The following is a 22,732-nucleotide window of genomic DNA, read 5'->3' as shown; positions in this document are numbered from 1 at the left end:
AATTTCGGCTAATACTCTGAGTCAAGTTCAGTAATTTGCCTAATACCATTGTAGCTCGGGAACAGCCAGAGGGTAGCTTTTGATTTGCGAATTGCTGGGAAGGAAGCGAGGGGGCTAACTGCGGATTACGCAGATGGTCGCGGATGGGAATGAACTAGGATCCGGATGCCGGGTGCCACGCCCAAGTCCGCTTGGGCGTGCGAAGCGGGGACCATCTATCAGACACAAGAGGAAGAGAGAAGGCTAATCACGGATTACACGGATCAACACCGATAAGAATTTTGGTTGTGCGACTACCAGGCAGACTTATCTAGCAATAGATGTCTGACTTCCAGATTCGCACGCCCAAGCGGACTTGAGGGTGGCACCCGGAATTTTATCCGTGGCCATCCGTGATATCCGTGGTCAAAAACTCTTTCCGAGAAGAGTCCCTAGCCGTTCAAGGCTTCCAGCAGCGAGTCGGCATACTGGCCGACTTCCTCGATGACCTCTGCCTGGGGCTTCGTTTCTGCTTCGCACAGGCGGCGGACAATGGCCGAGCCGACGATCACGCCGTCGCAGGCATCCTTCAGCATGTAGACGTGCTCTGGCTTGTTGATGCCGAAGCCAATGCAGATCGGCAGGTCGGTTTGGCTCTTGAGCCACTTCACGTTGTCGACGATATCTGGCGGCAGTTCGGTGCGTTCGCCGGTGATGCCAGCGACCGAGACGTAGTAGATGAAGCCGGTCGACGTTTCGACGATCTTCTTGGCTCGTTCTTTGGAGGTAGTCGGCGTGACCAGTTGGATCAGGCTGAAGTCTCGCTCTTTGCACAGCTTGGCGAACGCTTCCGATTCTTCGACCAACAGGTCGGGCACGATCGCGCCGCTGACGCCGGCGGCCTGGGCCATTTCCAGGAACTGCTCGGGGCCGTGACGATGAATGATCGCGTAGCTGATCATCGTGACGACAGGGCAGGGGAGGGTCGGCGTAACGCTGCCGATCGTTTCGAGGATCGACTTCAGTTTGATCTTCTTGTCGAGTGCCCGGGTGTACGAAGCTTGAATCACGGGGCCGTCGGCGATAGGGTCGCTGTACGGAATGCCCACTTCGCACACGGTCGCACCACGTTTGCCCAGTTCGGTGAGGGCCGCCGCAGTGATCTCCAGGGAAGGATCGCCAGCGGTGACAAACGGAACCAACGCTTTTTTGTTTTGCGAACGCAGGGTTTCAAAAGCTCGATCGACTGCGGACATCGGGGCGTAACCTTTGTGGGTATTAGCTAAGGTTGGACGAAAGTGTGCCACTGGCCTCTGGCCAGTGCTCTTGAGAGACCCGGTTACTGGTTCGCACTGGCCAGAGGCCAGTGGCACACGGATCGAGTCTGATTGGTTTGATTAATACTTAACGCCTTTGAGGCGGGCGATCTCGGCGGCGTCTTTATCTCCGCGACCGGACAGACACACCAAAACGACCTGATCCTTCGGCATTTTGGCGGCGACTTCCATGGCCTTGGCCACGGCATGCGAAGATTCCAGCGCCGGCAGAATCCCTTCCGAAGCGGCCAGCGCGTCGAAACCTTTCATCGCGTCGTTGTCCTCGCAGCACGTGTACTCGACGCGGCCGGTGGCCTTCCAGTAGCTGTGCTCGGGACCAACGCCGGGATAGTCAAGGCCTGCCGACATCGAGTGAACGTCGCACGTTTGGCCGTCTTCGTCCTGCATCACGTAGCTGTAGCTACCATGCAGCACGCCTGGCTGGCCGTAGGTGAGGGGCGAAGCGTGATCGCCGGCCTTGGGACCGCGACCGCCAGCTTCGACGCCGATCAGTTCGACCTCTTTGTCTTCAACAAATGGATAGAACATGCCAGCCGCGTTGCTGCCGCCACCGACGCAGGCCACGACCTTATTGGGGAGCATGCCCAGGCGATCGAGACTTTGCTGGCGGGCTTCTTCGCCGATCACGGCTTGGAAGTCGCGCACGATCCGTGGGAAAGGATGCGGACCAACGACGCTACCCAGGATGTAGTGGGTGTCTTGAACCGAAGCCATCCAATCGCGCATCGCTTCGTTGATCGCGTCGCGGAGGGTTCGCGAACCGGTGGTTACCGGGCGAACTTCCGCGCCCAGCAGTTTCATGCTGAAGACGTTAGGGGCCTGGCGGCGAATGTCTTCTTCGCCCATGTACACGACGCAAGGAATGCCGAAGTGAGCACAAGCGGTTGCCGTGGCCACGCCATGCTGGCCGGCACCGGTTTCGGCGATGACACGCTTTTTGCCCATGCGCAGGGTCAGCAGAGCCTGGCCGAGCGTGTTGTTGATTTTGTGAGCGCCGGTGTGATTGGTGTCTTCGCGTTTGAGCCAGATTTGAGCACCACCGACTTGCTCGCTCAGCCGCTTGGCATGATAAAACGGCGAGGGACGACCAACGAAGTCTCGCAGCAGGCCCTTCAGTTCTTCGAAGAAGGTAGGATCCTGCACGGCCTTTTCGTATTCAGCCGCGAGCTCGTCGAGGGCCTGGGTCAACGTTTCAGGGACATATCGCCCCCCGAACGGACCAAAGCGGCCGGCGGGATCAGGAACATTACGACTGGCGGTACCTAGACTTTCCATCAGCGGATCCATGTGTCACGATTTGGGGATGACGTCGCAGCGGGATCGCTCCCAGTTATGCGACGCAGGTGCCTGCGTGATAAACCTTTGAGTATCCGGGCAACCTGTAAGGGGGTCAAGTAGATGCGATCACCACGATCGGTGCCAGAAACGAGCGGAGAGTAGCCAATTGCCGGAACTTCCTGAAGTCGAAACGATGCGACGGGGCGTGCTGGGCCTGGTTGGTGGTCGTATCGAAAGCTTTGAAAAACTGGCGTGCGAACGTCGTCCCATCGGCATTACCCCCACCGCTGGTGTGCTGAAAAAAAAGTTGGTTGGTCGCACGATCCAACGGATCGACCGGCTCGGAAAGCGGGTGCTGCTGGTCCTGGACGACCAATCGCGGCTGATGTTCGAGCCCCGCATGACCGGACTGGTGCTCATTTCGGATCCACCAACACGCGATCATTTACGCGTCCGGCTCACCCTTTCCGGCTCGCAACATCCGGAGCTTTTGTACTGGGACCGCCGCGGACTCGGTTCGGTTCGGTGGTTTTCGGCGGAACAATTTGCCGAAGAGTTCCACCAGGGGCGGCTCGGGCCGGATGCGCTCGATGTCGATGCGACGACCTTCCGCGAGAAGTTTTCTTCCACGCGGCAGCCGATCAAGGTCGCGCTGTTGGATCAGCGGCGGATTGCTGGCATCGGAAATCTGTATGCTTCCGAGATCCTGCACCTGGCAAAGGTCCATCCGGCGACGCCGTGCAGTAACGTCAGTTCCCAGGCCTGGAAGCAGATTCATGCCTGCATGGTCGAAGTGCTGGAACTGGCCATTCGGTACGAAGGATCGACCCTCAACGACGGGACTTATCGCAACGCATTGAACCAAAACGGCAGCTATCAGAACGAGCACCGCGTGTATGCCAAGCAGGGCGAAGTGTGTCGTTCGTGTGGTAAAGGGGTGATTGTGCGGACGGTTCAAGCCCAACGGGCGACCTTCCATTGCCCCCGCTGCCAGAAGGAGAAATAACCGGAATCGACATTTCCATTGTTTTCTATGGGTGAGGTCGGTTAAAAATAGATGAAGTGCGCTCCTCATTTTTCTCTCCCTTCCTGGAGGTCCTCTCGATGCCAAGTCGCCTTCCCCTGGTCCCCCCCAATCGACGCGATTTTCTGCAGACTGCTGCTGCCACGACGGCTGGCCTTGCCCTCGGTGCTACTTCGCTACTAGCCGCCGATGAAGCACCCAAGCAAGAGACGCCTGAGTCACTCGTGAAAGTTCTGTACGACACGCTGAGCGACAAGCAGAAAAAGGACATCACGTTCGACTGGGATCACGAGACGGTCTTCCAAGGGAAGCTGCGAACCCACGTCGAGAACAACTGGCACATCGTCGACCAGACGATCGCCGGCAATTACTACACCAAGGATCAGCAGCACCTGATTCGGCAGATCTTTGTGGGGATGGTCAATCCGGAATGGGTCGAAAAGTTTGACCAGCAGTTGAAGGACGATGCCGGCGGCTTCGGCAAGCAGCAAAACATCGCCATCTTCGGTAAACCTGGCGAAGGGAAGTTCGAGCTGGTGATCACTGGTCGTCACATGACGATGCGCTGCGACGGCAACTCGGCCGAGCACGTCGCCTTTGGCGGACCGATCTTCTATGGTCATGCGGCCAAAGCATTCAACGAAAAGTCGGACCACCCCGGCAACGTCTTCTGGCACCAGGCCCAAGCCGCCAACAAGGTGTACGAGATCCTCGACGGCAAGCAGCAGCAGGTCGCGCTGGTGAAGAAGAGCCCCGTCGAACAGGAAAACAGTTTCCAAGGTCCCGAAGCCAAGTTCACCGGTATCAAAGTGGGTGACCTTTCCGACGATCAGAAGGAAGCCGTACAAGGCGTGCTGAAGCTTTTGATCGAGCCCTATCGTCAAAGCGATCAAGACGAAGTGGTGGCCTGCTTGAACAAGTATGGCGGCCTGGATGCGTGCCACCTGTCGTTCTACGAAGATTCGGACATGGGCAACGACAAGGTGTGGGACAACTGGCGTCTGGAAGGACCGAGCTTCGTCTGGTACTTCCGAGGCAAGCCGCATGTTCACTGCTGGGTGAACGTCGCCGACTCGCACAAAGTTCCCTTCAACGCCGCCTAAGTGGGGCTGTTTGTGACGCGAGCCGCGCTAGTCGCCTGTTTCACTTTAGCGGCAATGTCCTTGTTGGCATTGCCGCTGCCTGCCCAACCGCAAGATCCGCTGCGCGATCAAGAAAGCGATCGCTTGACGCTGACCGACGGTACGCAGTTGCAGGGAATGCTGCTCGAAGAATCTCCGCGAAACCTCGAGTTCTTAGAGGTTGTTCGCCCCCCTGGCAAACCGATGTTTGCCGTCATCCACACGATCAGCGCCAATCAGAAGAAGAGCCTCGATAAAGTCTCTGGCGAAGATCGCAAGCAACTGGAAAAGCTGGTCGATCGGCTACGCAACCACACGCAGATTCGTGCGGCCGCGAAAGACTCGCTCACCCTCAAACGCACCAAGTCGGCGATTCTCGAAACCGACCAGGCCTGGCAGTACCAAGGGGATCGCTTCGTACTGATCAGCCCCTTGAACGAAGACATGACACGGACGTTCGCCGTGCGCGTGGATCAAATCTTTCAGGCCTTCGAGCACTGGCTGCCGCCGAAGCAGAAGCCCAACAGCCCGATCCAGATTGTGCTGTTCTATTCGATCGACAGCTATTCGGCGTACCTCAAGAAGATTGGCTTAACGATCGATAACCCGGCCGTTTACGTTCCGCATACCAACCAGGTTCTGATTGGTTCAGACCTGGGTGCGTTTCAGGCTCGCCTGGAACTGGCTCACGCACGGCACGAAGCGATCCTGGCTCAGTGGTCCGAGCGCGAGAAGAAGCTGCCGGAAGACCTGAATCAACTGGCCAAGCGATTGAAAGATGCAGGCTGGCAGCCTGATACGATCGTTACCGAAGTGCAAACGCGACGCGAGGCGTGGCAACGTGACTTCAAGAAGGCCCAGGCACAGATCCAAGTCACCGATCGCCGCAACCAGACGACACTCGATTCGTTGATCAACCAGGCCACGCAGCACCTGTGCCACGAATCGTTTCATGCCTACGTCGAGAACTACCTCTATCCGCAAGGAGAATACGAGGTGCCGATCTGGTTGAACGAAGGGCTGGCCCAGTTGTTTGAGCATGCCCAGTTTGAAAATGGCACGTTCCGCATCGACCTGCCGCCGAAAGAGATCCTGGCAAGCTTGAAGGAGCGGCTCGAACGGGACAACGGAATGAGCCTGCAGCGGATTCTTCAAACCAAAGCAGGCAGCTTCATCCTGTTCGAGAACCTGCACGAAGGGCGACTCGACTACGACGTGGCGTGGGGATTGGCGTGGTACCTGGTGTTTCAGAAACAGCTATTCGCCCCTGGCAGCCTGGACCGCTACGTCCATAAGCGAAATCTGCCGGCCCCCACCGTCGAAGAAACATTCGGCGAGAGCGTTTCCCGCGTGCAGGCCGAGTGGGTCGCGTTTATTCGCCAGCTTCCCTCGTAACGCACTTACGATGTCTGCTCGACGAGAGCTTCTCCGAGCGTTCGCTTGATCGACTCGAGCCGTTCGCCATCGAAGATCTTGTGCCCGTCGGAATCGGTCACGTAGAAGACGTCGACCACTTGATCCAGGTGGGTTGTGATGCGGGCCACGTGAACGCTCAGGCCGATATCGTACAGCAGTCGCGAAATCTGGTAGAGCAGGGCCTGGCGGTCCTGCGTGAAGATCTCGACGATCGTGAACTGCTCGGACGTCTCGTTGTCGATCTTGATTTCGGTCGGGATTGGAATCGCTTCTTCCGCCAGACGCTGGTTCCGCGAGGTCCAGGTCGTGGTGAAGGTTGGCGTTTGATCTTCCGGGCCGGTCAAGTATTTGCGGATGCGTTGGCAGATGTCTTCCATTCGCTCAGGAGGCGACTGGCCATCGTGGTCTTGGTCCTGCACGAAGTAACGATCGAGCACCAGCCCGTCGGCCAGGGTGTTGATCTCGGCGGCAAGAATTGTCATGCGTTGGCTGGTCACCGCGGCGGTCAGCTTGTGGAAGACCCCTTGCATGAGGGCTTCCTTGGTACCGATCGTGATCTCCAGCACGCCGCGATCTTGGCGGTACTGACAAGCGACCATCGGCGAATCGTCCCTCATGGCCTGAAGTTGTTCGAGGTCGCTAATGATCTGCGTGGCGGGCGTTTCCTGCAGGAACCCTTCCGGCAACGTATCGATAACGTGACGGTACCACTCTTCGTTTTCATGACCGCGAACGAGTTCCGCCAGGCGATCGAGTTTCTTACGACGCAGCGCCACCGTATCGACCGTATCGTCTCCGCCCAGGTTCTGCATCGAACGCCGATACAAGTCGGTAAGCACGCGGACCTTCCAGTCGTTGAGCGTACCAGGACCGACGCCAGCGAAATCGGCACACGTCAGCACGTACAGCATGCGCATCCGCTCGGCCGGTCCGTTGGCCATGGCAAAGCTCAGCACGAGCTGTTCGTCCGACGTATCGCGGCGGAAGGCCAGGTGCGACATCGTCAGGTGATGCAGTACCAGGTGTACGAGTGTTTCTTTATCTTGTTGCGATAACCAGAACCGATCGGCCACTTCGGCGGCGATGCGCGCCCCAACGATGCTGTGATCTTCGGGGAACCCTTTCCCCAGATCGTGTATGAGCAGGGCCAGGTGCAGCAGCCACTTCTTTTTGATCTTCATATAGACGGCACCCAAGGTGTCGTCGCGGTGGAGGAACTCGGTGGCGCAGTCGACCGTTTTGATGCAGTGGGCATCGACGGTGTACTTGTGATACTGATTGAACTGCAGCAGGCACCGCGCGTGGGCCATGGGAGGAATGATCTTTTCCAACAGCCGCAGCTCATGCAGCCGCCCCAGCAATTGAGCCAGCCGGCCAGGCTCGGACAGCAGGGTCAGAAATGCCCGGCGGGTCGCCTCGGTCATTTCAATTTCCCCTTGTCCCTGCATCTTGCTGCGAATGACTTCCCAGGTCGGATGATCGATCTGGCGTTCAAACCGGCTGGCGGCAATCATCAGTTCCAGCACCTGGTCGATCTGACCGGCTTTGTGCTGCTTCCAGCGTTTGGAGGTGCTGATGCGATAAGGCCCCACATGAAAGTCGCGATCGACGCGGCGGGTCATGATCGGACCGAAGATCGTGGTGATAGGAGACTGAGGCCGGATCGAGGCGATAAAGTGCCGGGCCGCATCGCGCACACCACCGGTTTGCTCGAAATACGATTGCATGAACTGTTCGACCGGCAGCAGCCCATCGGTTCCTTTGTAACCATACAGTTCGGCGATGCGAATCTGTTCGGCACGATCGAGCAAGTCCGACGACTTGCCGGCGTGGAAGTGGAGTTCGTTGCGTAGCCGCAGCAGATACTCGCGGGCATCGCGGAGGATCTTGCGGTCGCGGTCCGAGATGGCACCCACACGATTGAGCGCGTCGATTTCGTTCTCGCCGAACTTGGCAAAGCCAAGCCAACGAACCATCTGGATACCACGCAAAGTACCGCTAGAGCGTTTGATGTTGGGCTCGAGCAAATGGACAATCTCGCCATACTGCGCGCGTTCCTCGTCGCGGGCTTTCATGATCGCATGGAAGAGACTGCGAAAGCTGAGCTTGGCCCTTCTTCGAAAGGGTTCGGCGAAATCGCGAAACAGCCCGACGCTGCCAGCCAGGAAACGGTTCTCGGCCAGCGAAGTGAAGATGGTCGCATCGCTGAGCGCAGAGGAAATGGCCTGCTTGGGGGTGCGAAGGCTATGCCCCAGGATCAAACCGACGTCGAAGACATCTTGCTGCAGACGCTTGGTGAACTTAATCGCCGGCTCGCGAAAGGTCGGCGCGTGCATGATCATCAGGTCGATGTCGGAGTAAGGGGCCGTATCGCGGCGTCCATAACCACCGTGCGGAACGATCGAGACGTTACTCAGCACGCGTTCTGCCGTGAACCCAGGCACGTCCTCGGCCGCGGCATTGACCAGATCCAGCAGGATGGAATCGAAGCAATCGGTGATCTGCGCGCACAACTGAACACCAGGCGTGCCGGCCTGATGTTGGCGTTTGAGTTTCTCTCGATCCGCTGCGAGCTTCTGTTTTGCCGCGATGACTGATTCGCGAAGGCGCAGTGCTGCCATGAATTGCTTCGCCTGTCTCGTCAGGTAAAAAAACGGTGCCGATTCAACCGGATGGCACCGTTATCAGTTTAGTCTAGTCCAATTAACCGTCCGTGCCGGGCATTCAAATGGCGTCTTCGCCTGTTTCACCGGTTCGGATACGGATACTGTCTTCCAAATTGGTGACAAAGATCTTGCCGTCCCCAATTTGGCCGGTTTGAGCCGTCCGCAGGATGGTATCGATAACCTTCTGCAGGTTTTCGTCGCTACAAACGACTTCGATCTTCTTCTTGGGCACGAAGTCGACCGCATATTCGGTGCCACGATACGTCTCGGTGTGTCCCTTCTGACGACCGTAGCCCGATACCTCGATGACGGTCATGCCGAACACGCCTTGCTCGCTGAGCGCGTTCTTGACGTCATCCAATTTGAAATGGCGGATAACCGCTTCCACTTTTTTCATCGGTATATCTCCTAAGTGCGGCTGATTGCTGTTCGAGGGACCGAGCCAGCAGGGGCTGGCTCGGTCGTGAAATATGAAAATGCATCGCCTTGAAGGCGTGCGACTTTAGCTGAAGATGTAGCCTTCTTCCCCATGTTCGGAGATATCCAGACCACGGATTTCGCTTTCCTGGGTCACTCGCAGGCCAATCACTACGTCGATCAGCTTCAGCAAGATCACCGTGGCCACCACCGAAAAGGCAATCGTCACCAGCACGGCCACAATCTGGCCGATCAGCAGCGTGACGCCGCCCCCTTCGTAGAGCCCAATCGGCTCGCCGCCGGTCAGATCGCCACAAACGTTGCGCGAAGCGAAAACACCAGTCAGGACGGCACCCAAGGTTCCACCGACACCATGCACGCCAAACGCGTCCAACGAGTCGTCGTAACCCATGCTTTGCTTCAGCACGGCACAGGAATAATAGCAAACGATGCCAGCGGCAGCTCCCATCACCAAGGCCGGCATCGGCAATACGAAACCAGCGGCAGGGGTAATGCACACCAGGCCGGCAACCGCACCCGAAGCACATCCGAGCACGCTCGGCTTGCCACGGAGAATCCATTCCATCAGCGACCAGGCCACGGCACCCGCGGCGGCAGAAAAGTGAGTCACGGCAAACGCGTTGGAAGCCAGGCCGTTGGCGGCACCGGCACTTCCGGCATTGAAACCAAACCACCCCACCCACAGCATCGCGGCACCCAGCGTGGTGTAGGTCAAGTTGTGTGGACGCATGTCATCGTGGCCGAACCCCAGACGCTTGCCGACGAACATGGCACAAACCAGGGCCGAGATACCAGAGCTGATATGCACCACGGTACCCCCAGCAAAGTCGAGCGCGCCACCGGCCAACGAATCGGCTCCACCGTAGGCGAGGATACCGCCGTCCCAAACCCAGTGACACAGCGGGCAGTAGACCAGCGTTCCCCACAGGATCGAGAAGACAGCCATCGCCGAGAACTTCATCCGTTCGGCGAACGCACCACAGATCAGGGCAGGGGTGATAATGAAGAACATCCCCTGGAACAACATGAACGTGTATTCCGGAATGGTCCCGTGCATCGGGGTGACCGGCTCGCCCAAGTCGGCATCCCAGGCCGGCTGGACGTTGTTCATGAACAGGAATTCAAGATCGCCGAAGTAGGGATTCGAGCCGCCGAAGCACAGCGTGTAACCCCATAGGCTCCAGACAACCGTCATCAAGCCCATCAGGAACAAACACTGCATCATCACGCCCAAGACGTTTTTCTTGCGAACCAGCCCGCTATAGAACATCGCCAGACCCGGGGCGGTCATGAACAGAACCAACGCACTGGAAGTCAGCATCCAGGCATTATCCCCCGTATCGAGACCCGGGGCTTCTTCTTCCGGAACTTCGACTTCGCCTGCGTTGCCGGCTTCGACGGGGACGTTTTGCTCGACAGCCGGTGGATCTTCGCCCGTTTCTGGGGCAAGTTGAGCCATCAACGGCTGACAGAGAATAAGTCCGACTAACATCGCGATCAGCGCGCAGGCCGATCGTTCACGAAGGAAATACGTGCGCATGAATCTCCACCTCTAAAAAGGTTGTATCAGATTGTGGGGTACTACGCGCGCCGCCTGATGATTTGCCTGGATCATCGCGCTCGTGATGCCTCTGCGTTTCCGCCACTGAGTCTGGAGAGAAGTCCCAGTGTCTTGCCTGATGCGGAAGTTGCACAAAGTTCAGTACAAAAAATAGGGGGCGACGGCCTCCGCGTAAAGTAGATAAGTCCAGTTCTCGTAACTTTTTTCGGTAGGCGAAGGCACATCAAGGCCGGACAGAGGGGTGGAAAGCTGCCTATAATAAACCCAAACCCTTCCGTGTCTGTAATTCGCCCACCACACCAGGGAGCCGCCTCGATGCTGACGCGTTTGCACACCACTGTCTCACTCGCCACCCTTGTTTTGATCGGCAGTGCCACCGCACTGGCTCAACCTCCGGAAGCTGTTGCCCCCCAGGCCGATACCCCATCGGCCGAATCCAAGTACCTGGCCAACGTCCGCCAGGTGACCTCGGGCATGGTCAAAGCCGGGGAAGGGTACTTTTCGCCCGATGGCGAGCGGATCGTCTACCAGGCCGTTCCTCCGCAGTACCCCTTCTACCAGATCTACACGCAGCCCCTGGCCGGTGGCGAGCCTGAACTGGTCAGCACTGGTCGCGGACGCACCACCTGTGCTTACTTTACCGTCGATGGCAAGAACATCTTGTTCGCCAGCAGCCATCGCGACCCGAACATGAAGCAGACCGAAGACGAAGAAGTCGCCAAGCAGGAAGAGGAACGCCGCAGCGGACAGCGACGACGATATGCCTGGGACTTCGATCCCTACACCGATATCTACGTCAAAGACATGAAATCAGGCGAGCTGACCCCGCTGACTACCACCCAAGGGTACGACGCCGAAGGGGCGTTCTCGTACGACGGCAAGAAGATCGCGTTCTGCAGCGACCGCGACGGCGATCCCGACCTGTACATCATGGATGTCGACGGCTCGAACGTGAAGCAGTTGACCAACGCCAAAGGGTACGACGGCGGACCATTCATTTCCCCTAACGGCAAATGGATTGTCTTCCGCAGCGATCGCAAGCAGGAAGGGTTTCTGCAGATTTATGTGATCTCGGTCGATGGTGAAAAAGAATTTCAGCTGACCGACAATGTCGGTGTGAACTGGGCACCCTATTGGCATCCGACGAAGCCTTATATCATTTGGGCCGGTGCCGACCACTCGCAGCCAGGGCGGCCTAACTACGACCTGTGGCTGATGAAGTACGAAGAGACCGACGATGCCATCAAGCCGGGCCCGATCTGGCGAATCACCGACAGCCCCGCGGCCGACGTGTTGCCGGTCTTTTCGCCCGATGGCAAAAAGTTGATGTGGACCAGCACCCGAACCGATGATCACAGCAGCCAGCTGTTCATCGCCGACTTCACATTCCCGGAAGATCAACCCACGGAAGAAAAGTAACGAGCAAGATGACGGATCCAACCATGCCGCAGACCAGGGCCTGCGGCTTTCTGATTGTCAAAGGCAATCCGATCGAGTCCTTTCTGTTGATGAAGCACCCCAAGCGTTGGGACTTGCCCAAGGGGCACGTCGACGAGGGGGAAACCGACATGCAGTGCGCCCTGCGGGAATTGGAAGAGGAAACGGGCATCACCGCGGAAGATATCACCGTCGACCCGAACTTCCGTTACGAACTGCAATACGTGGTGAACTACAAGAAGAAGTTCGGCGGCGAAGATGCCCTGAAGACGGTGGTTTACTTTCTGGCCCGCCTGGACCGGGATGTCGAGCTTAATCTGACCGAGCACGGCGATGCCCAGTGGTTCGACTGGAACCCGCCCCATACGATTCAAGAGCAAACCATCGACGGGCTGCTGGCTGCGGTGGCGGAGCATGTGGAAGGGTCGAAGTAGTCGACGAGTCGCATTTCTTAAGGCCTGAAAGGCCGATCGAATGTAGCCAGGGGCGCGAGCCCCTGTATCGGCAATTCCATTTGGTCCCCTCTCCACCGTCTGCGGGGGGAGAGGGTTAGGGTGAGGGGGCAATCCGCAAGCTTGAAACGAATGCGCGATCGGAGTTCCTTATCGCTTGGGGCCCATGGGGCGGTATTCGCACGCCTAAGCAGACTCGAGCGTGGCACCCGGCTTTATTCCAACGGGTCCACGTACGGTAGGGCTACTTCGATTTCGAGTTGGCCGATGACCTGCGAGACCGGCAGGAACGCGGCGAAGGCTCCGGAGCCGCTCAGGTCGGTTTGCGTTACTTTGATGTAGTCGACGCCGATGCCTCCTTTGCCGCGAGTTGCGTCCAACGGCAACCAGCGATCTCCGATCCAGGCCTCGGTCCACATGTGGTAGGCGAATCCTTGCTTGTCGCCGTAGTCGACATACACCAGGCCCAGTGCACCTCTGGCGGGAATTTGTTTCGCACGTAAAAGGGCCATCAACAGGACCGAGTGCTCGGTGCAGTCGCCTGTCTTCCCTTGCGCGACCTCGGCAGCGGAAAGAAACCCCTGCGAGAAGTTTTTCTCTTCGATCGTCTCGTGGACGAATTTTTCCAGCGCGATGGCCTTCTCGGCGGCACTTCCCCCGGACAGTGCGGCTTGCTGGGCCAGCATCTGCACGGCGGGCGCGTCGACCTGGACCAGAGGACTGGCAGTCAGGTCGGCCTCGGTTGGCTTGTCCTCGCGCGGCAGTTCGACGGGTAGCGGCGAATCGGGACGAATGCGCCAAACCGTTAGCTTAGCGGTGTGGGCATCGATGGCCGTTACTTTCTGATTGGTGGCACTGGCCAGGATCTTGGCCGGGTCGCCTGTCTTCAGCGTTACCTGGTAGGACAGAGTCGACAGTTCGTCGCGATTGCCCTCAGGCATTCCCGCGACAGGTACGATCGTATCGAGCGCCAGGTCGAACGAGACCTTTTTGTTGGGGCTCAGGGCGAACGCTTTCGGGCAGCGGTAGATCTCGAAGTTTTGGACTGGGGAGTTCATCTTCACGATTTCCCCCGCATCGTCGACCCAGGCCGTCGATTCGAGGGCCGGCTGTCCCTTGATTTCGGTCAGGTATTTCGTTTTCAACAGGGTGACCGTTGACCCGTCGAGCATGGTCACCGCTTCCTCTTCCAGCCCCTGAATCGAGTGCTTGGCAACGCGATTCATCGTCGGCACGAGGGCCATCACCGACTGTTTCTGCCCGGCTTGAATGGGAGGATCCTGGAATAATCGATACACGGCATGCAGCCCGCCGAATTCGGGCTTCCAGCCAATACTTTCCGAGGTGACGGCCTGATTTTGCCCACCCTGGGTCGATATCGAGAGCGTTTTGCCATCCTCGGAAACCTGTCCGGTGAATCGCGTCACCGAGCCGGCCTGATCGATCTTGGTGGTGAACTGCTTCAAAGAACCGTCGACCGACGCCAGAAAGACGTTCTCGACGGTCATCTTCAGAGGCTGACCGGCTCGTTGAATCTGTAGATGTTCGACCGTGGTGGTGCGAACGTAGTCTTTTTCGCCGTGCTTGAGACGCTCGACCTTTTCCATCGTGTGGCCGATTTTTTCCCCCTGAAGAACGATCGCCCCCCAACTTTCCTGGGTCGATTGAATTTTTTCCTGGTTCTGGCTCGACGTCTGTGGCGCAGTGGGGGCCGGACAACCGGTACATCCGAACCAGATCAGCCCAAACGAAATCATCCATGCAATGCGTTGATTGGGGCTCAGCATCATCCAGAGGGGGGAGAAAAGCTTCAAAAAGGGGACATCGTGACTACCGGGAAGTATACCAAACACCACATGCGTTTCGCCAAAGAATCATCCGGAAAGCAATTCGCTGGGGCGCTGCCCATGGGGCGGCGTAATTGGGGCGATCGTAGCGATCAAGCCGCGTCTCAGTTGGCGGCATAGGTTGCGTTTCGGTGCCGCGCGGGTCAAGGCATTTCGTTTCTTGGATTTCCAAGATTGTCACCTAAGCCTCGAAAGTGGCCCATTTTACGGTGCTATGTTCTCGTTAGATTCGCTGAAAACGCCATCCGTCGGGGCACGACAAACTGGGCCAACCAACGGATACCCATTGCGGACATGCGATCCGCAAGAAATGGCGTCACACAGCCAAAATCCAACCTAGGATTTGAAAAGAACAAGAGCATAACCTGGCCGGGACACGACAGCGTCTTAGGCCGGGTAAGAACACCGGAACAGAGGTCACTCATGGGCTTCTTGAAACGATTTTTCAAGAGCGTTTTTCACGAGAACGAAATGGGCCACATCGCCAATAGTTTCGAGCATCTCTCGGAAGAGCAACTGGAAGCACACCTGGACGTTGGAAGCTACAACGGCTTCGAACTAACCGAAGCGGTTCGCCCTTCGTTTGATTTGAAGGTTGTGCCCACCCAAGGTTTCCGCCGAGAAACGTATCGCGACGATCAGACCGGCAGCACGGTTCCTGTTTTGATGGGAAGTGCTACACGATCCAACTTGTTTGAAACGTTCATGGATCTGCTGGATCCACTGGGCACCGAAGTGGACGTCGTGCTGGAATCGAGCCACCACTCTGATGGCCGCCCCGGCGGGGACATGTACCGCGAACACATCGATCTTCCGGTTCTCAAGAGCATTCTTTGGGACTACGAAGACTTGCTGCTGAACGACGGTTGCACGGGGATTGCCGTATTGAACCCTCACCAGCCGCTGGAAGTCCAGTTCGACGAACACAAACTGTTGATCGTCTACGGCAACGAGTTGAAGCCTTTTGAACAGGCCTTCATCGACCGAGACGTGTACCCCAGCCCCCAGATGAAGTTCATCACGGAAGCAGAGCACGTTCACTCGTCGTCGCAGCAATACCTGCAGCAGTTCGAGGAACTTCGGATGCGACTGGGCATGGACGAAAACTACGGTTAAGCGTCCGCCCCAAACCACCAGAAAAAGCCCTCCAGGCCGTGATGCAAGTCACGGCCTGGAGTGTTTCTTGCCCCATGCTAGCAGGCCAATGTTTTGACCTTGCTGTCATCAGGTCGATTCGTCAAACTCTCGCTCCCTCTATCGAATCGACAGGAGCGCTGTTTTGGCGAGGTGGCTACCTCTAGTTTGCTCGCTGCTTTTGGGCAGTATCGGTTGCAGCAGTTTCGTACCGCTGTTGCACCACGCTGGAAGTGCGCCTGCGGCTCCGGTCGATAATCCCCACTTCGTCGCCATTCGCGACTACGAACTGATGTGGGAACAGATTGTCGACGCGGTCGACTCTCACTTCAAAATCCGCACCGAACAGCGCGTCCGCGTGGTGGCCGGCCAGCTTACCGAAGGTCGCCTGGAAACCTACCCGCGAATCGGCAGCACCATGCTCGAACCGTGGCATACCGATTCAACTCGCGGCTACGAAAAGCTGGAAAGCACCCTGCAAACGATCCGCCGACGCTGCATCGTCCGCGTCACGCCCGAGCAGGGAGGCTATTTTATCGGCGTGGAAGTGCACAAAGAAATGGAAGACGTCACCGGACCTTCCAACACGCAAATGGCGCTCGACGGAGTTCGCTTCGACGGCACGCTTCGCAGTGGCGAGTCGACCGGTGAACTAGGCCCGCAAACCGACGGGTGGATTCCCCTGTGCCGCGACGTGTTGCTTGAACAGCGCATTCTGCAGGACATTCTCGCGCGGCTCAACGGCATTGAAACAGAACGACCGCAGACGCCGTTCACGATTCATCAGTAGAAGCCTCTTGCCCCCTCACCCTAACCCTCTCCGGTGGAGAGGGGACTAGATTGGGAGCTTCTGGGCGAAACCGACTAGCCACCTTGCCTGGCCAGTTTGCGGAGCACTTCGATGCCGCGGTCGATCGTTTCGTCGGAGGCCGCGTACGAAATGCGGAAGTGGGTGTTCTCGCTGCTGAAGATGTTGCCGGGGATAATCAGCAGGTTGTTCTCGATTGCCTTGGCGACGAACTCGGTACCGGTACCCCAAGGGGCTTTCGGGAAGATATAGAACGCACCGCCTGGCTTGGTGATCTCGTACAGGTCGGAAATGCCGTCGATCAGGCGATCACGCTTCTTGCCGTAGTCGGCAACGTGCGAAGACATGTCGACTTCCATCGCCGCGGCCCCGGCCCATTGAACCGGCTGCGGGGCGCACACGAACGTGTACTGCTGTAGCTTGATCATCGTATCGATCACGGCGGACGGCCCGTGGACGAAGCCCAATCGCCAACCGGTCATGCCGTAGCTCTTCGAGAACCCGTCGATGACGATCGTGTTTTCGTTGTAGGTTGCCGGCGAGCAGAAGCTGTCGTCGTAGGTGAACACGCGGTAGATCTCGTCCGAGACGATCGCGATGTTCTTTTCCTGGGCCAGCTTGGCCACTTCCTCGACGACTTCCTTCTTGGCAACCACGCCGGTTGGATTGGCAGGGCTGTTCAGTAGGATCAACTTCGTCTTGTCGGTGATCGCATCGGCCACCTTCTGCACGTCGATCTGAAAGTCAGGGTAAGTGCTCAGGATAACCGGCACGCCCCCAACCAGCTTGACCAGCGAGGTGTACATGACGAAGTAGGGGTCGAAGATGATCACCTCGTCCCCTGGGTTCACCATGGCCAGCATCGACAACACGAGCCCACCGCTGGTACCTGAGCTAACAAACACCTTGCGATCGGCATGGCCATATTCGTCGTTAACCTGGGCCTGCAGCTTGTCTCGCAAGACGGGCATGCCCTGGGTCAGAGCGTAGCCGTTCTTGCCCCCTTGGATGGCATCGATCGCCGCGTCTTTGACCTCTTGCGGGACGTCGAAATCTGGCTGGCCGATCGACAGGTTGATCGGATCGGTCATGTTCGCAGCAAGATCAAAGACCTTGCGGATTCCGCTCGAATCGAAGGAAGCAGTACGTTCGGCAATCCAGGGATGGGTCATGGAAGGGGTCGATCATCTAGATAGGGAAAATCAAACGAATACCGACCCGCAAGTATTACCGACACAGCGAAAACTCACAAGAACCGCTCGAAATGACTATCGTCCCCGGCGTTTCGAGCGTTTGTCCTTCTTCGGGCGCGAGGGGGAAGTTCCCTGTTTCGCCTTACTGCCACCCCGGGCACCCTTTTTGGGGCGGCTGGACTGGGCCGAGAACTTCATGCTTGAGCTTTGGACCTTCGGCTTGTATTTGCCCCCGCCTGACCGGCCGCCGCCGCCGAGCGACTTGGCTGGCTGCTTGGTGCTTGTCTCGCCCGTCTTTTCGACGAACTGGTAATCGAGTTCGCGGCGATCGAGATCGACCCGGGCAATGCGTACCGTCAGCACGTCTCCCAGGCGGAACGAGTTCCCCTCGTGATGCCCGACCAGACTGTGCGTGGTGGCATCGTAGCGATAGAAGTCGTCGTTGAGCGAGTCGATCCGCACCAGGCCGTCGGCCGGAACTTCCAGGGCCTGGACAAAGAGCCCGAATGACTCGACCCCGGTAACTACCGCGTCGACTTCTTCGCCGATACGGGTGCTCATGTAGGTGAGCAGTTTGATCTTGACCAGTTCCCGCTCGGCATCGGCTGCCCGTTGCTCGCGTTCGCTGCAATGTTCCCCTTCGAGTTGCATCTGGCCGAACTCTTGCGGTGGACGGATCCCTTGCTCGATCAGATCGAACATACGGTGGATCGTCAGGTCAGGGTAGCGGCGAATGGGGGAGGTGAAATGGCAATAGTGCTCGCTCGCCAGGGCGTAGTGGCCGATCTCTTCGGGGCTATAGACGGCCTTCTGCATGCTTCGCAGCACCGCGTAGTTCACCGCGGCTTGCTCGGGCTTTCCTTTCACCTCGTTCAAGACGCGAATGATCTCGAACCGGCTTTCCAGGCTGTCACACTCGATACCCAGGTCGCGGACGAACTCGGTGAGGTCGGCCAGTTTCTTCGGATCAGGCGAAGCATGGGCACGCCGCAGAAAGAACAGTTCGCGATCGACCAGGGCCTCGGCAACTGCTTCGTTGGCGGCCAGCATGAACTCTTCGATGATCTGATGGCTCTCGGTGTTTTCCACCGTATGAGCGCCGGTCACTTCGCCATCTTTGTTGATGTCGAGCTTCAATTCCGGCATGCTCAATTCCATGCTGCCACGAGCGAAGCGACGCTTGCGGAGCATCATGGCCAGTTCGTGCATCCGGCCCAACAGGCTGTGAACTTCCGGCGTGAGCTTTTCCTTCCACGGCTCGCGATCGGCCAGGTACTCGTCCACCTCTTCGTAGGCGAAGCGGCGTTTGCTACGGATCGCGCCTTTGCAGACTTCGCAGTTGACGCGAGCACCTTCCGGGGTGAACTCGATGATTGCGGTACGCGTGTAACGAACCTTGTCAGGCTGCAAGCTGGCCAGGTTGTTGCTGATCGTTTCCGGCAACATCGGAATGACTTTGTCGGGCAGGTAAACGCTGGTCGCGCGGTTGCGGGCCTCGATATCCAGGGCACTGCCTTCGGGGACGAAGTGCGAGACGTCAGCGATATGCACGCCGAGAATCCAGTGACCATTGTCGAGCCGTTCTAAGCTGATCGCGTCGTCGAAGTCGCGGGCATCGATCGGGTCGATGGTAATGACCGTGTCGGGCGTGAAGTCGCGGCGTCCCTCGGTGATCGATTCGTCGAACAAGTCACCTTGCTCGCGAGCCACTTCCAGGGCTTCTTCGGGGAACTCGCGCGGCAGGTCGTATTCGACGATGATCGACATCAAGTCGACGCCTGGCTCGCCACGCTTGCCCAGCACTTCCACGATGACCGCTTCGCCATCGTGGGCGTGAGAAGGAAAGCGGACCATTTCGATGACGACTTTATCTTCCCGCTGAGCGTTCTTCGCGCCGGGGTCCCCCACGGGGATCGGCTCGGCGAAGATGCGTCCATCGACCTGCACCAGGGCCATGCCGTGGGTTTCGTAGTAGGTGCCGACGAAACGATGCGTTTCGCGTTCGACCACTTCCACCACTTCGCCGCACAGGCGTTGGTCGCCGGCGGGGCCGCGTCCGAGGTAGGTGCGGATCAGCACCAGGTCGCCGGTAGCGGCATCCATCCCGCGGCGCTGTGGGATAAAGATATCGGCTTCGCGCCCTTTCGATGCGGCAACCCCTTGGGGGCGGACGAATCCGAACCCTTTGGCATTGCGTTGGTAGCGGCCTACGATTCGCTTGTCGCCATCCTCAGCCGATGGCTTTTTCACCAGATGATTGGCTCCGTAGCGGACCAATCCTTTCCGAATGAGCCGCTTCAGGGCTCTTTTGAAGGGCTTCCGATCATCCTCGGTAAGGCCCAGCTTCTTGGCGATGACTTTTGGTTTGACCGGTTGGTAGTTCGGTGCGTTGACGTGACTGAGTAACTTTGCTTCGATTTCTTCTATTTCCATAATCCAAGTTTACGGCTCGCCTAACGAGCGAGCAATCATAACAGCCCCCCTTGGGGCGATTTAAAGAGAATATTGTCTAGACCAACGAGGTCGACGGCAGATGCTTGCGAATGGCAGCCAAAGCCGGAGGATTGCCGTTGGTTTGCCCCTGATATGGGGCCAGGTTCTCGCGGAACTTCGAGAGTCCGTCGAGAAACGAAACGAGGTTGGACTTGGCGAACGTTTCAATCGCCGTCCAGGTACCCGCTCCCATCTGTTTCAGGAAGTGGGAATTGATCATCTGCTCGTGGTGCGAGGACTCAGGCAGGGCCAATACGGGCTTGCCCAGGTAAATTGCCTCGCCGAGCGATTGGTTGCCTGCGGCACCGATCAACGCGTCGCAGTGGATAAAATCATCGGTAAATCGCTGCTCATCAATTTCATGGAAGGTCAGTGGACCGTCGTCAGGTCGCTTACCGAGGCCGTAGACCTTCACGGGTCGATCACACGCTTTGAGCAACTGCAGCGTGTCTTCAGTGGTTGCCTTTCGCACGTACGACAGGATGAAACCTTCTTCGGACGGGCGTGCCTCGCACACGTCGGGGCGGAGCAGGGGACCGACCTGCAGGACGTCATCGTATCCAGGGCGAAGCTGCGGCGTGAAGAACGACGAAACGATCGTCGATTGCTTCTCGACATGGTGCGCTTTGACCACCAGCCCCATCGCCCAAGCATACCACTGCAAACTCGACGGCAACGACGACAGATCGTAGGTGATTAGGAAGTCCTGATGATTCAGGCTGACCACCGGGATGTCGCACTTGCGTGCGGCCTTGGGAAGGATCGGCTCGAAATCGGAAACAACCAGATCGGGCTTCTCGCTTTGGATTACCTCGACCGTCTCGCGAACGTTTCGTTTGAGTTGCCCCAGGAACTTGAGCCCCTGATAAATCGATTTGGAGAGATCCAGCCGACGCTGCGTGTAGTAAAACTTTAGTCCCGGCAATTTACGAACTTCCACGCCAGGGAACTCTGGCGTGTTGTAAATGGGGGCAAGGAAGTCAAAAGCTTCGTTAGGCGCGAAGAGGACGAGTTCGTGTTCGTGGCGGAGATGCTCCGTCATCGTCCGAACTCGGGCCGCGTGTCCACGCCCTTCACCCGACATGCTGTAAAAGATTTTCGCCATAACTGTTTGGGAAGAATCTCTCGGCGGAACTCAGCGGGGCTGATCCTCAACCCCACCCAATACTCCGTTTAAATGCCGCTGTCTGTGCCGTGATTGTAATGTATATGCCGTGTGCCTGTTGCGAGACAAGACAATTCCCATGAATTCGAGGTTCATCCTTGAAACGTGGAAGATGCTGCTAAATGCTCTCTTCAGCGTGGAAAGGAACCGCCAATACCGGGGCTTCATCTGATCCCCGCAGGTCGACTCCCAGTGCCGCGGCCAGCAACTCTTGTCGACGTCGCTCGACCTCGGCTGGGTCCAATGGAATTACCTGGGCGGCATCCGGATTGGTTTCATGCGGGACATCAATTATTTCGTAACGGCCGTCGAAATATTCGAGCAATGCCGTGCTGTTTTCGATCCAGTCACCGGTGTTGTAGTAGGTGATGCCGTGCTTTTCGACGACGATCGGGGTGTGGATGTGACCGCAAATCACTCCCTGGCACTCGAGCGATTTGGCGTGCAGCATCAAGCTGTCTTCAAAGTCGCTGACGAACTGGACCGCCGATTTGACGTTCTTCTTGATCGCAGCGGCCAAAGGCCAGCGGCTGAGTTTGTAATGCCGCCGCCATCGGTTGACGCGTTGGTCAGCCCAGCAAATCGAGTCGTACAGGAACGACCCCATGACCGAAATCCACTTGGCCTTCTTTTCGATCTGATCGAACTTGTCGCCGTGCGTCACCAGGATTCGACGGCCATTAGGGCAGTGGTGAATGAACTGGTCGGCTATCTCGACAAAATCGAACTTGAAGCGAAAACTGCGGAGGAAATCGTCGTGATTGCCAGGCGTGTAGAAGATCTTCGTGCCGGTCTGCGACATCTCGAACAGGCGGCTCAAGACGGCATTGTAAACCGGCTCCCAGTGCCAGCGCTTACGAAGTCGCCAGCCGTCGATGAAGTCTCCCACAATGTAGATGTATTGTGGTTCGTGCTGATTCAGCAGATCTAAGAAGGGCTCGACTCGGGCATAGGGGCAACCCAAGTGCAGATCGCTGAAAAATAACGTTCTAACCCGATCTCGATTGCGCGACATGGCACCCATAATCTGACAGGCTCCATCCTGATCGAAGTTCTAAGGGACTCGAAAGGTTTTGCCGTGGGGCCAACACAACTGCCTGCGATCCTGCAAAGTTGTGCTGAAGGCTTAAGGAAACCTTTCGGAACATTAGAAGTTATGACAGACTATCGTTGAGATGGAGTGAATGGGCCGTAAAGGTATCGTAAATCTGCGGCACTCAGAGGAATTGTCAACCTGACCGCTGGGCTTTATGTACAGGCACACAGAATGTCAGCGTAAGACGCTACGATTATGCTACTTACAGCGATCCACCCGCCAAGAAACCACTCGGCGAACACTCGTAAAGGCCTTGCTACGAGCGCAAAGAACAATCTCAGAGCCTT

At 57.6% G+C, this 22,732-nt stretch carries 17 protein-coding genes; 7 read left to right on the top strand and 10 right to left on the bottom strand.

The window, feature by feature from the left end; genetic code table 11:
• Window positions 1-431 precede the first annotated feature (431 nt).
• Window positions 432-1,235: a tryptophan synthase subunit alpha gene (gene trpA / locus C5Y96_RS19460; RefSeq protein ID WP_105356798.1), complete on the bottom strand. Its 804-nt coding sequence runs from the start codon at window positions 1,233-1,235 to the stop codon at window positions 432-434.
• Between the two features lie 141 nt (window positions 1,236-1,376).
• Window positions 1,377-2,591, bottom strand: a complete 1,215-nt coding sequence (trpB, locus tag C5Y96_RS19455; protein ID WP_233199027.1) for a tryptophan synthase subunit beta — start codon at window positions 2,589-2,591, stop codon at window positions 1,377-1,379.
• 169 nt (window positions 2,592-2,760) lie between these two features.
• On the opposite strand from trpB, the gene mutM reads away from it, so the two are divergent.
• From mutM to C5Y96_RS19440, 3 genes are all read left to right on the top strand, one after another.
• Entirely contained in the window at window positions 2,761-3,600 is an 840-nt protein-coding gene (mutM, locus tag C5Y96_RS19450) for a bifunctional DNA-formamidopyrimidine glycosylase/DNA-(apurinic or apyrimidinic site) lyase (protein WP_105356796.1), read from the top strand.
• 98 nt (window positions 3,601-3,698) lie between these two features.
• Entirely contained in the window at window positions 3,699-4,721 is a 1,023-nt protein-coding gene (locus C5Y96_RS19445; RefSeq protein ID WP_105356795.1) for a DUF3500 domain-containing protein, read from the top strand.
• A 12-nt stretch (window positions 4,722-4,733) separates the two neighbouring features.
• Entirely contained in the window at window positions 4,734-6,134 is a 1,401-nt protein-coding gene (locus tag C5Y96_RS19440) for a DUF1570 domain-containing protein (protein WP_146115732.1), read from the top strand.
• Window positions 6,135-6,139: 5 nt separating this feature from the next.
• On the opposite strand, the gene glnD is transcribed toward C5Y96_RS19440, so the two are convergent.
• From glnD to C5Y96_RS19425, 3 genes are all read right to left on the bottom strand, one after another.
• Complete coding sequence (gene glnD / locus C5Y96_RS19435) at window positions 6,140-8,776, bottom strand: [protein-PII] uridylyltransferase (protein ID WP_105356789.1); 2,637 nt, start codon at window positions 8,774-8,776, stop codon at window positions 6,140-6,142.
• A gap of 103 nt (window positions 8,777-8,879) precedes the next feature.
• The gene (locus C5Y96_RS19430) at window positions 8,880-9,218 is read right to left on the bottom strand and encodes a P-II family nitrogen regulator (RefSeq protein WP_105356788.1); all 339 of its coding nucleotides are present in this window, start codon (window positions 9,216-9,218) and stop codon (window positions 8,880-8,882) included.
• A gap of 105 nt (window positions 9,219-9,323) precedes the next feature.
• Window positions 9,324-10,751: an ammonium transporter gene (locus tag C5Y96_RS19425; protein ID WP_409994430.1), complete on the bottom strand. Its 1,428-nt coding sequence runs from the start codon at window positions 10,749-10,751 to the stop codon at window positions 9,324-9,326.
• 384 nt (window positions 10,752-11,135) lie between these two features.
• Here C5Y96_RS19425 and C5Y96_RS19420 point away from each other — a divergent pair, with 384 nt between their 5' ends.
• Together C5Y96_RS19420 and C5Y96_RS19415 are read left to right on the top strand one after the other, a co-directional pair.
• Window positions 11,136-12,239: a PD40 domain-containing protein gene (locus tag C5Y96_RS19420; RefSeq protein WP_105356785.1), complete on the top strand. Its 1,104-nt coding sequence runs from the start codon at window positions 11,136-11,138 to the stop codon at window positions 12,237-12,239.
• Window positions 12,240-12,247: 8 nt separating this feature from the next.
• Entirely contained in the window at window positions 12,248-12,691 is a 444-nt protein-coding gene (locus C5Y96_RS19415) for a bis(5'-nucleosyl)-tetraphosphatase (protein ID WP_199188745.1), read from the top strand.
• Between the two features lie 233 nt (window positions 12,692-12,924).
• Here the strand turns inward: C5Y96_RS19415 and C5Y96_RS19410 are convergent, their stop codons facing one another.
• A complete protein-coding gene (locus tag C5Y96_RS19410) occupies window positions 12,925-14,523 on the bottom strand; it encodes a transglutaminase-like domain-containing protein (RefSeq protein ID WP_146115731.1) in 1,599 nt (532 codons plus the stop codon).
• A 504-nt stretch (window positions 14,524-15,027) separates the two neighbouring features.
• Between C5Y96_RS19410 and C5Y96_RS19405 the strand changes: the two genes are divergently transcribed.
• Entirely contained in the window at window positions 15,028-15,672 is a 645-nt protein-coding gene (locus C5Y96_RS19405; RefSeq protein ID WP_233199026.1) for a hypothetical protein, read from the top strand.
• A 163-nt stretch (window positions 15,673-15,835) separates the two neighbouring features.
• Window positions 15,836-16,480, top strand: a complete 645-nt coding sequence (locus C5Y96_RS19400) for a hypothetical protein (RefSeq protein WP_146115730.1) — start codon at window positions 15,836-15,838, stop codon at window positions 16,478-16,480.
• A gap of 74 nt (window positions 16,481-16,554) precedes the next feature.
• On the opposite strand, the gene C5Y96_RS19395 is transcribed toward C5Y96_RS19400, so the two are convergent.
• The 4 genes from C5Y96_RS19395 to C5Y96_RS19380 form a co-directional block, all read right to left on the bottom strand.
• Complete coding sequence (locus tag C5Y96_RS19395; RefSeq protein WP_105356776.1) at window positions 16,555-17,670, bottom strand: pyridoxal phosphate-dependent aminotransferase; 1,116 nt, start codon at window positions 17,668-17,670, stop codon at window positions 16,555-16,557.
• Between the two features lie 96 nt (window positions 17,671-17,766).
• The gene (rnr, locus tag C5Y96_RS19390) at window positions 17,767-20,124 is read right to left on the bottom strand and encodes a ribonuclease R (protein WP_105356774.1); all 2,358 of its coding nucleotides are present in this window, start codon (window positions 20,122-20,124) and stop codon (window positions 17,767-17,769) included.
• A gap of 76 nt (window positions 20,125-20,200) precedes the next feature.
• A complete protein-coding gene (locus tag C5Y96_RS19385; RefSeq protein WP_105356772.1) occupies window positions 20,201-21,289 on the bottom strand; it encodes a glycosyltransferase family protein in 1,089 nt (362 codons plus the stop codon).
• Between the two features lie 178 nt (window positions 21,290-21,467).
• Complete coding sequence (locus C5Y96_RS19380; RefSeq protein WP_105356828.1) at window positions 21,468-22,364, bottom strand: UDP-2,3-diacylglucosamine diphosphatase; 897 nt, start codon at window positions 22,362-22,364, stop codon at window positions 21,468-21,470.
• Window positions 22,365-22,732: the final 368 nt, after the last annotated feature.

It is taken from the genome of Blastopirellula marina, from assembly GCF_002967715.1.
In the GTDB taxonomy this organism is placed as follows: Bacteria; Planctomycetota; Planctomycetia; order Pirellulales; family Pirellulaceae; genus Bremerella; species Bremerella marina_B.
The sequence above is the reverse complement of the archived record's forward strand: the minus strand, read 5'-3'. Positions and strand labels throughout refer to the sequence as shown.